Raw genomic sequence first — 13,808 nt, 5'->3', positions numbered from 1 at the left:
CCTAACTTTAGCCGTGGAAACAAGCAATGTCAGATTTAAATTCGATGCAAACTCTAACAATTACACGCCCTGATGATTGGCACATTCATTTACGTGATGGCGAGCAACTCGTTGATACCGTTCGTGATGCTAGCCGTTACATGGGTCGCGCGATCATCATGCCGAACCTTGTTCCACCGGCAACCTGCACAGACACTGCGTTATCTTACTATGAGCGAATTAAAGCTGCGGGTCCACAAGGTAACTTTGAACCATTAATGGTACTTTACCTAACAGACAAAACTACACCAGAAGAAATCAAAAAAGCTAAAGCTACAGGTAAAATTGTTGCTGCTAAGTTGTACCCAGCTGGTGCGACTACCAACTCAGATTCGGGTGTAACCTCAATCAAAAATATTTACCCGGTACTTGAGGCAATGCAAGAAGTAGGGATGTTACTGTTAGTGCATGGTGAGGTAACCGATTCATCAATTGATATTTTTGACCGTGAGAAGGTATTCCTAGAAACAATTCTAGCGGACGTGGTAAATGACTTCCCGAGTCTTAAAATTGTGCTTGAGCACATCACCACAAAAGATGCAGTAGAGTTTGTTAATAATGCACCAGAAAATGTTGCTGCAACAATTACTGCTCATCACCTTCTTTATAACCGTAATCATATGCTAGCAGGTGGTATTCGCCCGCATTATTACTGCTTACCTATTTTAAAGCGTAACATTCACCAGCAAGCGCTAATTGGTGCTGCAACAAGCGGTAGCAAAAAGTTCTTCTTAGGTACTGATTCTGCACCACATTACAAAGACAAAAAAGAAGCGGCCTGTGGTTGTGCAGGGGCTTATACTGCTCACGCAGCTATTGAGCTTTATGCTGAAGCGTTTGAAGAAGCAGGTGCTTTAGAAAAGCTAGAAGGTTTCGCGAGCCACTTTGGCCCTGACTTTTACGGTATGCCTCGAAACCAAGATACCATTACATTGGTAAAAGAGAGCTGGACAGTGCCAGCAAGCTATAAACTAGGCGATTCAGAAGTAGTGCCAATCAAAGCAGAGGCGCAAATGGATTGGCAAGTTAAGTAAGTTTTAGCAAGCTATAAATTGAGAATTAAAAGCCCATCTATTTGATGGGCTTTTTTCATTGATAATTAATTGTTTATAAATAGTACTGTCATATATTTTTGTTTAGGCAGTTGACCTTAAAATTATTTTCGATTAATAGAGCTAAAAGCAATTTAATGTGTTAGTCTTAAATTGCTTTGAGTTTTTGCGTATTGAATTTACGGATAATGTGCGGCTGTACGGTTACCGGTTTGGTTATTGGTTCTTCCTGTACTTTACCCCAAGTTTTTTGGGCATTCACTCAGGGAGGATAGAGCCATTATGGCTGAATTTTAATAATTGACTTACAGGAAAATTTGGTATGTCAAACACGGTTACTGGTAAAGTTAAGTTCTTCAACGAAGCTAAAGGCTTCGGTTTTATTGAACAAGAAAATGGCCCTGATGTATTCGTACACTTCAGCGCTATCACAGGTACAGGCTTCCGCACTCTAAGCGAAGGTCAGCAAGTATCTTTCGGCATCAAACAAGGTCAAAAAGGCCCTGAAGCTGAGAACGTAGAAGTAGCATAATTAATTATGCGAACCTAAGCATTTTGGTGAAACAGTTTCTGTTTCACCAAAAATTCATTTTTATCTCCTGCCAAACCCCAAGTTTTAATTCTCTATAAATAGTCATAAACTGTACCGAAATTATATTCCTCCAAAGGCATTGTTTAAGACTAAATTAATCAGCCAATAAGCTAGAACTTCGCATTCTATGCCCTAAAAGCTACTCTCCATAACTAAAGTATTATATGCTGTACCGATAGGATTTATTTAACATGACATCACCCGTTATGTTTAGTTTGTAGTTTTGATCGAACTCGAAAGTGAGCAGCTAAAAAAGTTTATAGTTATTTTTCACCAATCTAGAAATAACCCGCTAAACTTAAATTATCCACATGTGGAATAAATGCTGAGTAACTTATACTTGTTTGATGAAATATAATGAAGGTTTGCTAATCGATGAGCATAGGAAACAATATACTTTTGGTAGACGACCACCCGATGGTGGCAACAGCAATTAAAATGGTACTCGCTAAGTCTACACTAGTTAACGAAGTACAAGCTGTTGGAAGTCAAAAGGAAGCATTGCAGTTTTTAAAAAGTAATAATGTAGCGCTGGCAATTTTAGACATTGAGTTAGAAGATTCAGATGGCTTTAGTTTATATAAGCGCGCAGTCAGTAGTGGGTTTACTGGCAAAGTATTGTTTTTATCTGCTAAGCAAGACAAACACATTATTCGCACTGCAGCAAAGCTAGGTGCTCAAGGATTTGTTAACAAGGCCGAAAGCCTTGAAGATATCTCCTCTGCAGTTGAAATGATTTTGCGTGGCTATACTTTCTTTCCGCAAGAACATCTAATTGCTTCAGAAAAAGACATCGACGAGTTACTCACTGAACGTGAACTAGCAGTAATGAACTATTTACTACAAGGTTTATCGAACAAAGATATCGGTGAAAAGCTCTTCATTAGCAACAAAACGGTAAGTACATATAAAGCTAAAATATTTGAAAAGCTTGAAGTTGATTCAATTATCTCACTTGCAAAGCTAGTAAAAGACCGCGCTGTATTTTGATTCTCTCACCCATAGCGGTGAGAGATCTCCACTCCCTCATTCTTGTGTTTAGTGTCTGATTTGACTGCTTATTGAGCAGGAATGGCTTGTGGATGAATAAAAATTCTTCTAAACAGATTTATTAGATGAACAAACTGAATTTTTTTTTCATTTTTCTTCAGCGTTTTCAGATTTCATAAAATGTTACATTTATGTTTAAGGTTGAACCTTACATGAATGCAATGTTCGCCAGTAAAGGGCTATAGAAGTGTATCTTGAATATCTCTGTTATATTTTTGTTAATTTGTTGTTTTGGCTGTTTTCATAGCAACGACGAGTCACCAAATTTTTCCGATGAAAGCCGAACATCAAGTTGACAGACTCTGATGCATTTAGCATTATTGGAAAGTTGATATCTATTAAAAGATATCAGGGTTGTCCTCTTCGGGGGGTAATTAAATTATAAAAGTAACATTACTTAATTGGTTGGGAACTATGTCTGTTAAAATCAGAAAGAGTCTTGTAGCATCAGCGTTGGTTGGCGCTTTTGCATTTGCAAGCAGCAATGTGATTGCAGATCCTTTGAAAGATGTGCAAAATGCAGGTCAACAAATTCAAAAGGCTGCTGTTAAGTCTCAAACTAAAATTGACAATGTATATGGTCAAACTCAAGAGCTAATCGCTGAGTACCGTAGCATTGTTGACGAAACTGAGCTAATGAAGGTTTATAACGATCACGTAGCACGTTTGGTCGCTGACCAAAATGCTTCAATCGAATCGTTTGACCGTCAAATCGCAACTATCGATAACACGAAACAAAACGTTGTGCCTTTGATGTATCGCATGATCGATACGCTTGAGCAATTCATCAAAGCGGACGTTCCGTTCAATCTAGAGACTCGTCTTGGACGTGTTGAAAGACTTCGTGACATCATGGCGTCAGCTTCAGTTACTACATCTGAAAAATTCCGCCAAGTTCTAGAAGCATATACTGTAGAAGCAGCATACAGCTCAGCTGTAACAGCTTCTCAAGGTACTCTTGAAATTGATGGCAAGAGCATCAACGTTGACTTCGGTCGTTTAGGTCGTATCACTTACGTAGCTCAGTCATTTGACCTTAAGCACGCGTGGGTTTGGGATAACAACACTAAACAGTGGAAAGAATTAGGTGAAGAATACCTAAAACCTGTTAAAGAAGTTATTCGTATGGCACGTAAACAAGCGACATTAGAACTTGTTAAACTACCAATTTTTGGCGCGGAGTAATCAATAATGAAGAAACTATTTAAAGGTTTTGCTGTTGCAGCAGTACTATCTGTTTCTGCAGGTACCGCGCTTAATGCACATGCAAATACTGGTGCTTTAGACAAAATTCTTGAGCAAGTTAAGCAAGAACGTATCTCTGAAGGTAAATTAAACAAGCAACGTGAACAAGAGTTCCTTTCAGCTCGTGCTGACAAGCAAGCGTTACTTAACAAAGCAAAAAGTGACCTAGCTGCTGAAAAAGCACGTGGTGACCGTTTATCTAAAGAGTATGCGCAAAACGAAAATACTCTAGCAGAAAAAGAGCAAGAGCTTCTTAATGCACAAGGTACATTAGGCGAAATGTTCGGTGTTGTTCGTCGTTCTGCAGCTGATGCAATCGGTACAATCGAAGCATCATTAGTATCTGCTGAAAAGCCTGGACGTGCTGAAGTACTTCGCTCACTAGCTGCCGCAAAAGAGCTTCCAACTGTTCGTGAATTAGAAGAACTTTGGATTGCACTTCAAACTGAAATGACAGAGTCAGCTAAAGTTTCAACTTTCGAAACTGAAGTTGCAGGTCTTGACGGTTCATCTTCTGTGAAGAAAGTAACTCGTATCGGTAACTTCAACTTAGTAACTGACGACGGTTATTTAATCTACTCTCCAGAAACTAAAGCGATTCAACCACTAGGTAAACAACCTGATAGCTACATCCTTTCTGGTATCAGTGATTTACAAAACACTTCTGCAGATAACTACACAGGCGTATTTATCGACCCTACTCGTGGCGCGATTTTACGTATCAACACGCAGAAAAAATCACTAATGGAATACTATGAGCAAGGTGCTGAAGTAGGTTACATCATCACGCTATTACTAGCTGTTGGTTTACTAATCTTCATCGTTCGCTTTATTGATCTTGCGCTTACTAGCACTAAGATTAAGAGCCAGCTTAAGAACCTTTCTACTCCGAATACAAACAACCCACTGGGTCGTATTCTTAAGGTTTACGCTGACAACAAGAATCAAGACGTTGAAAACCTTGAGCTTAAACTTGACGAAGCAATTCTACGTGAAACGCCTCGCATCGAAGCTGGTATCAACATCATCAAGATCTTGGCAGCAATCGCTCCATTACTAGGTCTACTAGGTACGGTAATCGGTATGATCCTAACGTTCCAAACAATCACATTGTTCGGTACAGGTGATCCGAAGATCATGGCTGGTAATATCTCTCTAGCACTTGTTACTACAGCGTTAGGTCTAATTGCAGCTCTACCACTTATTCTACTTCACTCAATTGTTGCGGGTCGTAGTAAGTCGGTTTTACATGTCCTTGATGAGCAAAGCGCAGGTATCATTGCTGCTCACGCGGAGAAGGAGAAAGCCTAATGCTAGTCCTGATGGAGATCTGGGAATCTATCAGGGATTTTGTTGGCACAGGCGGCCAGGTATTATACGTGGTCGCGATAGCACTCTTTCTTATGTGGGTTTTAATGATTGAGCGCTATTGGTTCCTACTAGCTGAGTTTCCTCGTATGACGAAGAACATCGTAGCTAAGTGGGATGCCCGCCAAGACACTACGTCTTGGTACGCACACAGAATCCGTGAAGCATGGATTTCTGAAGCGTCTGAAAAATTAGATCAGCGTATGTTGTTGATTAAGACATTAGTAGCTGTTTGTCCTTTAATCGGCTTATTAGGTACTGTAACGGGTATGATCGCGGTTTTCGAAACCATGGCTACTCAAGGTACTGGTAACGCACGTTTAATGGCATCAGGTATTTCAATGGCAACAATCCCAACAATGGCTGGAATGGTTGCGGCACTATCTGGAGTATTCTTTAGCTCACGTTTAGAAGCGAGAGCGAGAATGGCGAAAGCTAAACTTGTAGATAGCATGCCTCATCACTAGAGAGAGAATTAAATATGGCACGTAAACAACGTTTTCGTGAAGAAGAAGAAGCAGCGGTTGACATGACGCCAATGCTTGACATCGTATTTATCATGCTTATTTTCTTTATCGTAACTACATCGTTCGTTAAAGAGGCTGGTATCGAAGTCAATAAACCTAAAGCGGCCCAAGCTACGAAGCAAAAAAATGCAAATATTTTTGTTGCTATCCGTGCTGATGGTGCAATCTGGATTGATAAACAACAAGTTGATGTTGAACGTGTTTCAGCAAAAATCGAAAGTTTATTAGCAGAACAACCTACTGAAGTTGTAATTTTGCAAGCTGATAAAGAAGCAAAACACGGCGTAGTGGTTAAAGTTATGGACCAGATTAAAGCAACGGGTGATAACCTAAGAATTTCAATAGCTGGAGATCAGTAATGATTCGTTTTCTGTTTTCACTGATTGCAGGTGGGGCAGTTACTTTCGGCTTGTTCTACTTCATGGCGTACCTCATCTCCGGTGGAGCTGACCGTGCGACTGAACAAAAAGAACAGATTGTAGTCGAAATTATGACGAATCCGCCTGAATCTAAGGTGCAGGAGAGGAAGCGTGTTCCGCCTCCGCCTCCGCCACCGCCAAAGCAGCCGCCTAAACCGCAGCCGCCTCAGCCGGAGAACAGCAACCCAAACACTGGTAGCTTGTCATTTAATATGCCAAGCATCGATGTGGGTAGCACAGCCGGTGGCCTAAGTGGTCCAGGTGCATTTGGACGTGATGGTGACGCGACACCTATCGTTCGTATTGAACCAAAATACCCTACGCAAGCAGCGCGTGATGGTAAAGAGGGTTGGGTACAACTTTCATTTACTATCAATGAAGTAGGTGGTGTAGAAGATGTTCAAGTGATCGACGCAGATCCTAAACGTATCTTCGACCGCGAAGCTAAACGTGCGCTACGTAAGTGGAAGTACCGTCCAAAAGTAATTGATGGTAAACCACAAAAGCAATTTGGTCTTCAAGTACAACTAGACTTTAAACTTAACCAAGGTAACTAAGGAGGCGAGTAATGAGAAATTTATCTAAAGTAACTGCACTTGCGCTTCTTATGTCTCTATCAGGTGTAGCTTTTACTGCACCTGCTTTAGCGGCGCCAGATTACGCGAAAATTGAAGCGCGTAAAAAAGCAAAAACTAAAGTAATGGGCGAGCGCGTTGGTAAGAAAGTTATTAAAGCGTTTGACTTGTACAATGAAGATAAGCTTGATGAAGCGATTGCACTACTTAAAGAAATTGATCCTTCGGATGAATTCGATAAGGCCACAGTCGATCGTTACTTAGGTCAAATGTACGCTCAAAAAGAGCAGTACCAATTGGCAATTAAGCACATCTCAGCGGCAGTTAAGCCTGACGTTTTAAACTTTGCTGACCAAGAGCAAGGCCTAAAACTTCTAGGTGATATGTACGCGGGTACTGAGCAATATGCAAAAGCAAAAGAAGCTTATGCAGCTTGGATGGACTTCACAGGTGAGGAAGACGACAAAGTTTATACACGTATTGCGCAAGCAAACTACGAGTTAAAACTTTACAAAGACGTACTTCCTGCTGCAGACAAAGCAATCGAATTGGCAAAAGAACCTGCTAAAGCTTCTTACCAATTAAAGTTAGCTGCTTATTTTGAACTTAAACAGTATCAAAACATGGTAGAAGTAGCTGAAGAAATTGTTCGTGTTTGGCCTGAAGACAAAAAAGCCTGGGTTGGTTTAGGTAAATATTACCTACAAACCGAAGACTTCAAAAAAGGTCTAGCGACCATGGAAGTTGCCTACAAAAATGGCTTTTTTGAAAACGAAGTTGAATACAAAGTACTTTCTAACTTCTATTCGTTAAATGATATTCCTTACAAAGCAGCAGTCGTGCTTGAAAAGGCAATCAACGAAGAAAAAGTTAAGCGTAACAAGCAAAATATCAGTGCAGTGGCATCTAACTACCACCGTTCTAAAGATATTGAAAAAGCAGCTAAATACTATGAAGAAGCGGCTAAATTTGATGACGATGCAGAGCTTTATCGCAAAGCGGGTTCATTACTTTTACAATCGCAAAACTATAGTGCAGCCGTTGTTCGTTTGAACAAGGCATTAGAGTTAGGTTCTGACAAAAAAGGAACTATCTACTCTGATTTAGCTGAAGCTTACTACTACCAAGAGAAGTACAAGCAAGCTTACAACGCTATCACTAAAGCAATGGATGATCCGCGCACGCGTCGTTTCGCGAAGAGCTGGTCAACCTTCATCAAAGATAAAGCCGCTCGTAACGGTGTAAAAATCTAATTGATGTTGTTTTAAATTAAAAAGCCCCTCTGGGGCTTTTTTTATGGAATTTTAAAATGCTAAGACAGATCGTATTATTAGTTGTCGCAAGTGTGATGCTGATAGCTTGCTCTGAGCAAACATCAGGTTTCAAAACATTTCGTGAAGGGCAGCAAGCGCTGCAAACTATTAATAATTTATTATCGACTCAAGAACAGCAAAGTGAAGCTGCTAGCTGGCCTTTCTCAGAAAGTTATTTGCAAGCGCGTCATCAAGCTTATCAAGGACTAAAAGCGATTAAGTTAGATGTGTCACAACAGGCGCAATTAAATTATTTAATTATTGCTGAGCGTTATCCTGAGCGTTACTTTGTATGGCCTGTACAACGTGATGTTATTAGCCAAGCTCGTTCATTAGATGACTACTCAGTAAATGCACTAGCTAACTGGCTAGAGATAGTTGAAACACAATTAATTGCAGCTGAGCAAAGCAATCTGAAATTAAATAAAATCGAATTAACGCTTTTACATAATATGGTCAAATCGCACCTTGATAATAGCGATGACAGTGTACAAGCAGCACTAAACAAACTTAATCAATATTTAACTCAGTATAAACCGCGTACAAAACTTGGTTTAGTTGGTTTGGCAAACGGTAAAGATTGGTATCAAAGTAAACTTAATTACTTTAGTGGTGAAACTAAGCCACCTTTAAATTGGTTAAGTGAGATACAGGCTTCGTTAAAGCAATCGCAGAGTGCAGATTTTGTCTTACCTGTATCAGACTCTCACGCTAAACCATTAGTAATGAATTATTTTGTAGAAAGTCATCAGCACACAGGCCTTGATTGGCAGCTTGATTATCTCGACCCGTTCAAAAGTAAGCGTAAATTAACACAAGGCGAGCAATACTTCTGGCAAGTTATGATGGAAACTGACTTAGGTATTCATTATCACACGTGGAGTGAACAACAAGCACGTGTTAGCTTGATGAAGCGTTTAGGTGTAGATCAGCAGCAAGCTGATTGGTTAATTGAGGATATCGTGCTTTATCCTGCGATGAGCTTTATTTTTATAAATTAGTACAGCGCTGCGCTCTATGGAGCGCAACGTCGACAGCGTTGGCTTGCAGGATCTGCAAGTAAACGTTCGTCATCAATTTTTTCTTCACAATCACAGCAATAGCCATACTGCCCAATATCGATTTGGCATAGTGCTGCTTCTAACTTTTCTATTCGAGCAATCAATATTTGATACTCAGAACCGAGATTATTTGCTGTCAGCTCTAACCAGTCTGAAGGGGGATTATCCTTGAGTTGCGATAGCAGTTGCTGATGATAGGCTTGATCAGAATTAGCCAGCATATCAAGTAAACGTTGTCTAACCTGCGCAAGTTCCGCAGATAACTTTGTTTGAATTTCAGTATTGTTCATCGCTTTTCTTCCAAGTGGGCAATACTGGTATTATCAAACAAAATCTATTTGCTAATTATGATTTGTATCAATACTCGGCGCTTTCGCGTACTTTCTTAGTACATCTGCAACTTCATCTTTGGCTTTTAGGCGGCGGATCTCATCAAAAAGTGCGTTAGCTTGTGGGTATTGGCGTTTTAAATAGCCTAGCCACTGCTTAGTACGAGAAGCAAAATACTTTTCACATTTGCTTTCGTCTTGATGCATAGATGAATGAATAATGTGGTATATCACATGCTCCCATAACATCGGAGTGTAATGCTCGTTTTCTGCATGAGATTTTATTTGTTTTGCTAAATCAGGCATCGCTAATGCACCACGACCAAGCATTAGGTCTTGGCAATGACTGCGCTTTTGACAAAGCATGGCATCCTCAACTTGCCAAATTTCGCCATTAGCAACGACCGAAATATTTTTATCTTTGATCAACGGGGGGATTTTTTCCCAGTATGCCGGTGGGTTGTAACCATCTCTTTTAGTTCTGGCATGAATAGCTAGACTTGAAGCACCCGCGCTCACAACAGCATCAACAATTTCTTGGCTATTACTATCATCATCAAAACCAAGCCTAATTTTAGCACTAACTTCATGGCAAGGATCAACAGCATCACGTACGGCTTTAATAATTTCGTACATGTGCTCAGGGTCTTTTAACAGTACCGCACCACCTTTACTTTTGTTCACTGTTTTAGCAGGGCAACCAAAATTTAAGTCGATGCCATGGGAGCCTAGGCGTATTGCTTTAACAGCATTTGCTGCCAAAGCATCGCCAACTTGACCTAGCAACTGAATACGCACTGGCGTACCTGCACGAGTATAGCCACCTGTTTTTAGCTCAGGACAATAGCGATGAAACACGCGTTCGGGCAGTGTGTCTTCAACGACACGAACAAACTCTGTTACGCATAAATCAAATCCACCTAAATCAGTTAGGAGTTGTCGCATTTTAAAATCCACAACGCCTTCCATCGGTGCTAAAACTAGTCGCATGATACCTGTTAACTCATCAAAAATTAGGACGCGTATTCTAGCTGTTCTGGATTGTTTTATAAATCGTAATTTGCATTCTTGGTACTTTCAGAAAATAATTATATAAATTTTGAAAGTAATTTTTAGTTCTCGGGTCTTGTTTAATAACCCTTTATAAAAAAGAGAGTCATCGAATGAACACAGTTAAGAAAAATTCAATTGCATTAACATTAGGTGCGGTTGTAGTAGGTGCGTCAAGTTTTGCCGCCACTGATGCCAGTGCAAACCCATTTGAATTTCAGCAAATGCAAGCAGGCTATCAACTAGATGCCGCAGAAGGTAAATGTGGTGAAGGTAAATGCGGCGGCGATAAAAAAGCCGAAAAAGAAGGCAAATGTGGCGAAGGTAAATGCGGCGCAGACAAAAAAGCAGCGAAAGAAGGCAAGTGCGGCGAAGGTAAATGTGGCGCAGACAAAAAAGCAGCTAAAGAAGGCAAGTGTGGCGAAGGTAAATGTGGCGCAGACAAAAAAGCAGCTAAAGAAGGCAAGTGCGGCGAAGGTAAATGTGGCGCAGACAAAAAAGCAGCTAAAGAAGGAAAGTGCGGCGAAGGTAAATGTGGCGCAGACAAAAAGAAAGCTAAAGAAGGTAAGTGTGGCGAAGGTAAATGTGGTTCTAACCACTAAGCGCTCATTTAGCTTTTAAAAGGGCCGTAAAGGCCCTTTTTAGTAGGAGGTAGTATGTTAAAAGAATCAGTAGCTGATTTTGGGCAGGTTGGTTTAGGTTTGCGCCGAGAAATGCTTGATGAAATGCTCATTGATGTTCCAAAACCCATTGAGTTTTTAGAAGTTGCACCAGAAAATTGGCTCAAGCTAGGCGGGCGCTTTGGTAAACAATTTAAACAGCTTACCGAACAACATGCCTTTGTATGCCATGGTTTATCGTTATCGATTGGCTCACCTGCAGCACTTGATATTGACTTTGTGCAATCGCTAAAAGCTTTCTTTAAAGAGCATAATATTCGTTTATTCAGCGAACACTTAAGCTACTGCTCGGGCGAAGGGCATATGTACGATTTAATGCCTATTCCGTTTACTGAAGATGCAATTAAACATGTGGCCTCTCGTATTAGGCAAGTACAAGATATTCTAGAGCAGCCAATTGCCATCGAAAATGTCTCTTACTATGGCGCGCCCGGCCAGCAAATGACAGAACTTGAATTTACCAATGCTGTTTTAAAAGAAGCGGATTGTAAACTACTGCTCGACGTGAATAACATTTACGTTAATTCGATTAATCATGGTTACGACGCAGAGCAATTCTTAGCGGCGTTACCAACAAAGCGTATTGCATATGGGCATGTTGCGGGCCACTACACTGAGGCAGAGGATTTACTGGTTGATACCCATGGTGCGCCAGTTATCGATCCTGTTTGGCAGTTGCTTGAAAAAGCTTATGAAGTTCATGGGGTATTCCCCACCTTGTTAGAACGAGATTTTAATATCCCTCCTATGAGTGAGTTATTAGCTGAACTGAAAACCATTGAAGCACTGCAGCAAACAGCCAGCAAACAAAACCAAGCAAGGGTGAAACACAGTGCCTAATCATTTTACCCAAGTGCAGCAAGCGTTTATGGCGCATATCCGCGACCCTCAGCAACATGCTAAGCCTAGCGATATTGAAGAGCGTCGGATGGCGATTTACCGCGACTTATTTTTTAATAATGTGGATGGGTTTGTTAGCTCTGCGTATCCAGTACTAAAAAGTTTATATTCAGAGCAAGCGTGGCACAGACTCGTTAGGCAGTTTTTTAGCCAGCATGATTGTAAATCACCTTATTTTTTAGATATTGCAGGGGAGTTTTTGGCTTTTCTTGCTAATGACTATGAAGTGCAAAGCGATGATCCCGCGTTTATGTTAGAGCTAGCGCACTATGAATGGGTTGAGCTTGATGTATCGGTTGCTCAAGAGGTGGCAGAAGAAGTGAGCTTATCGGCTCATCAAGTGACAAGCTCTGCATTATTCTTAAGTTCACTTGCGCGTAACTTGAGTTACAGTTTTCCTGTGCATACCATCAGTGCAGATAATCAACCAAGTGAACCGGCAGCACAACCAAGTTACTTTGTGGTTTATCGTGATAGCGATGACGAAGTACAATTTTTATCGACAAATGCGATGACCGCATTACTTCTTAATATCATAGAATCTCAGCCGGGTGCTGATTTAAATGATGTATGCCAAGCAGTTGCAGAGCATGCGCCTCAATTTAGCCAAGAGCAGCTGTATCAGGGAGCGCTCAATACTTTAAGTGCCATGGCAGAGCGCGGCATTGTGGTGACTAATACATTGGTTTAAAAATCGGCTAAAGCTCTTTATTGATGAGGGCAGTTCGACTATTATGTGCGCCTTATTTTGTCGTGCTTAAATAAAGGTAGTAACTATGTCGAATGATAAAGACTTTAAAGATCCGTTCAATGCAACTTATTTCATTGCGTTTTTAGCTGTATTCGGTGGCATTGGCTGTCTAAACGCTATTCTTGGTTGGATCACTTCTTTATCTTAATCTGCGCAAGCAAATTTAAGACAATAGGCTGCATAATGCAGCCTTTTTTATAGTTGATATTTCTTGTTAAGTGATTAATTTCGAAACTTGCTACCGACTTTCCCCTAAGGTGATGTTATACTCTCGAGCTTTGTTAGATAAACTTTTTGAGCAGTATAATTATGACTCAAGCAACTTCAACGCTCATCAAACAGAGCATTGCAACGATCGCTGATTACCCAAAGCCGGGCATTATGTTCCGCGACGTAACAACTTTAATGGCTAATGCTGACGCATTTAAAGCAACTATCGACAGCTTTATTGCAGCATATAAAGACCAAGGTTTTACAAAAATTATCGGTACTGAATCTCGTGGCTTTATCTTTGGTGCACCACTTTCGTATGCACTAGGTATCCCATTCATTCCAGTTCGTAAACCAGGCAAACTTCCTCGCGAAGTGATTTCACAAAGTTACCAATTAGAGTATGGTGAAGATATTCTTGAGCTTCATACAGACGCAATTGTCCCTGGCGATAAAGTGTTACTAGTAGATGACTTACTAGCGACAGGTGGCACAATCGAAGCAACTGCAAAATTAGTTGCTAAACTAGGCGGTAACGCAACTGATGCCGCATTTGTTGTTTCTTTACCTGAGCTGGGTGGTGAGCAACGAGTTGCTGATATGGGCATCAAAATCTTAAAGTTGGTTGAATTCGAAGGCGAATAATT

17 protein-coding genes are annotated in these 13,808 nt (G+C 40.6%); 15 read left to right on the top strand and 2 right to left on the bottom strand.

Annotated elements, in window-relative coordinates:
- The first annotated feature begins 26 nt into the window (after window positions 1-26).
- The 10 genes from pyrC (at window position 27) to AUR67_RS10565 (ending at window position 9,181) form a co-directional block, all read left to right on the top strand.
- On the top strand, window positions 27-1,073 hold the full coding sequence (pyrC, locus tag AUR67_RS10610; protein WP_058585251.1) for a dihydroorotase: 1,047 nt from the start codon (window positions 27-29) through the stop codon (window positions 1,071-1,073).
- Window positions 1,074-1,413: 340 nt separating this feature from the next.
- Window positions 1,414-1,623 (top strand): cold-shock protein, encoded by a 210-nt coding sequence (locus tag AUR67_RS10605; RefSeq protein ID WP_036967526.1) that lies wholly within the window; start codon window positions 1,414-1,416, stop codon window positions 1,621-1,623.
- Window positions 1,624-2,058: 435 nt separating this feature from the next.
- Complete coding sequence (locus AUR67_RS10600) at window positions 2,059-2,673, top strand: response regulator transcription factor (protein WP_063705929.1); 615 nt, start codon at window positions 2,059-2,061, stop codon at window positions 2,671-2,673.
- 474 nt (window positions 2,674-3,147) lie between these two features.
- The gene (locus AUR67_RS10595; RefSeq protein ID WP_058585250.1) at window positions 3,148-3,918 is read left to right on the top strand and encodes a DUF3450 domain-containing protein; all 771 of its coding nucleotides are present in this window, start codon (window positions 3,148-3,150) and stop codon (window positions 3,916-3,918) included.
- Window positions 3,919-3,924: 6 nt separating this feature from the next.
- Window positions 3,925-5,289 (top strand): MotA/TolQ/ExbB proton channel family protein, encoded by a 1,365-nt coding sequence (locus AUR67_RS10590; RefSeq protein WP_058585249.1) that lies wholly within the window; start codon window positions 3,925-3,927, stop codon window positions 5,287-5,289.
- Window positions 5,289-5,813 carry a MotA/TolQ/ExbB proton channel family protein gene (locus AUR67_RS10585; protein WP_058585248.1) on the top strand — a complete coding sequence of 175 codons (525 nt, stop codon included), beginning with the start codon at window positions 5,289-5,291 and terminating at the stop codon, window positions 5,811-5,813. The genes AUR67_RS10590 and AUR67_RS10585 overlap by 1 nt, the downstream gene beginning before the upstream one ends.
- Window positions 5,814-5,827: 14 nt before the next feature.
- A complete protein-coding gene (locus AUR67_RS10580) occupies window positions 5,828-6,232 on the top strand; it encodes an ExbD/TolR family protein (RefSeq protein WP_058585247.1) in 405 nt (134 codons plus the stop codon).
- On the top strand, window positions 6,232-6,849 hold the full coding sequence (locus AUR67_RS10575) for an energy transducer TonB (RefSeq protein WP_058585246.1): 618 nt from the start codon (window positions 6,232-6,234) through the stop codon (window positions 6,847-6,849). The genes AUR67_RS10580 and AUR67_RS10575 overlap by 1 nt, the downstream gene beginning before the upstream one ends.
- 11 nt (window positions 6,850-6,860) lie before the next feature.
- Window positions 6,861-8,120 (top strand): tetratricopeptide repeat protein, encoded by a 1,260-nt coding sequence (locus AUR67_RS10570; protein ID WP_058585245.1) that lies wholly within the window; start codon window positions 6,861-6,863, stop codon window positions 8,118-8,120.
- Window positions 8,121-8,176: 56 nt separating this feature from the next.
- Window positions 8,177-9,181, top strand: a complete 1,005-nt coding sequence (locus tag AUR67_RS10565; protein WP_058585244.1) for a hypothetical protein — start codon at window positions 8,177-8,179, stop codon at window positions 9,179-9,181.
- A 14-nt stretch (window positions 9,182-9,195) separates the two neighbouring features.
- Here AUR67_RS10565 and AUR67_RS10560 read toward each other — a convergent pair whose 3' ends face one another.
- Both AUR67_RS10560 and AUR67_RS10555 read right to left on the bottom strand, forming a co-directional pair.
- Window positions 9,196-9,531, bottom strand: a complete 336-nt coding sequence (locus AUR67_RS10560; protein ID WP_054561739.1) for a TraR/DksA family transcriptional regulator — start codon at window positions 9,529-9,531, stop codon at window positions 9,196-9,198.
- Window positions 9,532-9,582: 51 nt separating this feature from the next.
- Window positions 9,583-10,560: a tRNA-dihydrouridine synthase gene (locus tag AUR67_RS10555; RefSeq protein WP_058585243.1), complete on the bottom strand. Its 978-nt coding sequence runs from the start codon at window positions 10,558-10,560 to the stop codon at window positions 9,583-9,585.
- Window positions 10,561-10,733: 173 nt separating this feature from the next.
- Between AUR67_RS10555 and AUR67_RS10550 the strand changes: the two genes are divergently transcribed.
- The 5 genes from AUR67_RS10550 (at window position 10,734) to apt (ending at window position 13,806) form a co-directional block, all read left to right on the top strand.
- On the top strand, window positions 10,734-11,222 hold the full coding sequence (locus AUR67_RS10550; RefSeq protein ID WP_058585242.1) for a hypothetical protein: 489 nt from the start codon (window positions 10,734-10,736) through the stop codon (window positions 11,220-11,222).
- A gap of 54 nt (window positions 11,223-11,276) precedes the next feature.
- Window positions 11,277-12,140, top strand: a complete 864-nt coding sequence (locus AUR67_RS10545; protein WP_058585241.1) for a DUF692 domain-containing protein — start codon at window positions 11,277-11,279, stop codon at window positions 12,138-12,140.
- Complete coding sequence (locus AUR67_RS10540) at window positions 12,133-12,891, top strand: DUF2063 domain-containing protein (protein WP_268801428.1); 759 nt, start codon at window positions 12,133-12,135, stop codon at window positions 12,889-12,891. Before AUR67_RS10545 ends, AUR67_RS10540 begins: the two co-directional genes overlap by 8 nt.
- Window positions 12,892-12,976: 85 nt before the next feature.
- Window positions 12,977-13,099: a hypothetical protein gene (locus AUR67_RS21480; protein WP_254907726.1), complete on the top strand. Its 123-nt coding sequence runs from the start codon at window positions 12,977-12,979 to the stop codon at window positions 13,097-13,099.
- 161 nt (window positions 13,100-13,260) lie between these two features.
- Window positions 13,261-13,806 carry an adenine phosphoribosyltransferase gene (gene apt, locus AUR67_RS10535; protein WP_054551549.1) on the top strand — a complete coding sequence of 182 codons (546 nt, stop codon included), beginning with the start codon at window positions 13,261-13,263 and terminating at the stop codon, window positions 13,804-13,806.
- Window positions 13,807-13,808: the final 2 nt, after the last annotated feature.

Source organism: Pseudoalteromonas sp. XI10 (assembly GCF_001469895.1).
In the GTDB taxonomy this organism is placed as follows: Bacteria; Pseudomonadota; Gammaproteobacteria; order Enterobacterales; family Alteromonadaceae; genus Pseudoalteromonas.
The sequence above is the reverse complement of the archived record's forward strand: the minus strand, read 5'-3'. Positions and strand labels throughout refer to the sequence as shown.

Bases quoted from the DNA above. Each gene is read 5' to 3' on its own strand.
- AUR67_RS10565 (WP_058585244.1), top strand. From the start codon at position 8,177: ATGCTAAGACAGATCGTATTATTAGTTGTCGCAAGTGTGATGCTGATA.
- AUR67_RS10605 (WP_036967526.1), top strand. From the start codon at position 1,414: ATGTCAAACACGGTTACTGGTAAAGTTAAGTTCTTCAACGAAGCTAAA.
- AUR67_RS21480 (WP_254907726.1), top strand. From the start codon at position 12,977: ATGTCGAATGATAAAGACTTTAAAGATCCGTTCAATGCAACTTATTTC.
- AUR67_RS10585 (WP_058585248.1), top strand. From the start codon at position 5,289: ATGCTAGTCCTGATGGAGATCTGGGAATCTATCAGGGATTTTGTTGGC.
- pyrC (WP_058585251.1), top strand. From the start codon at position 27: ATGTCAGATTTAAATTCGATGCAAACTCTAACAATTACACGCCCTGAT.
- AUR67_RS10555 (WP_058585243.1), bottom strand. From the start codon at position 10,560: ATGCGACTAGTTTTAGCACCGATGGAAGGCGTTGTGGATTTTAAAATG.
- apt (WP_054551549.1), top strand. From the start codon at position 13,261: ATGACTCAAGCAACTTCAACGCTCATCAAACAGAGCATTGCAACGATC.
- AUR67_RS10595 (WP_058585250.1), top strand. From the start codon at position 3,148: ATGTCTGTTAAAATCAGAAAGAGTCTTGTAGCATCAGCGTTGGTTGGC.
- AUR67_RS10545 (WP_058585241.1), top strand. From the start codon at position 11,277: ATGTTAAAAGAATCAGTAGCTGATTTTGGGCAGGTTGGTTTAGGTTTG.
- AUR67_RS10580 (WP_058585247.1), top strand. From the start codon at position 5,828: ATGGCACGTAAACAACGTTTTCGTGAAGAAGAAGAAGCAGCGGTTGAC.
- AUR67_RS10600 (WP_063705929.1), top strand. From the start codon at position 2,059: ATGAGCATAGGAAACAATATACTTTTGGTAGACGACCACCCGATGGTG.
- AUR67_RS10575 (WP_058585246.1), top strand. From the start codon at position 6,232: ATGATTCGTTTTCTGTTTTCACTGATTGCAGGTGGGGCAGTTACTTTC.
- AUR67_RS10560 (WP_054561739.1), bottom strand. From the start codon at position 9,531: ATGAACAATACTGAAATTCAAACAAAGTTATCTGCGGAACTTGCGCAG.
- AUR67_RS10590 (WP_058585249.1), top strand. From the start codon at position 3,925: ATGAAGAAACTATTTAAAGGTTTTGCTGTTGCAGCAGTACTATCTGTT.
- AUR67_RS10550 (WP_058585242.1), top strand. From the start codon at position 10,734: ATGAACACAGTTAAGAAAAATTCAATTGCATTAACATTAGGTGCGGTT.
- AUR67_RS10570 (WP_058585245.1), top strand. From the start codon at position 6,861: ATGAGAAATTTATCTAAAGTAACTGCACTTGCGCTTCTTATGTCTCTA.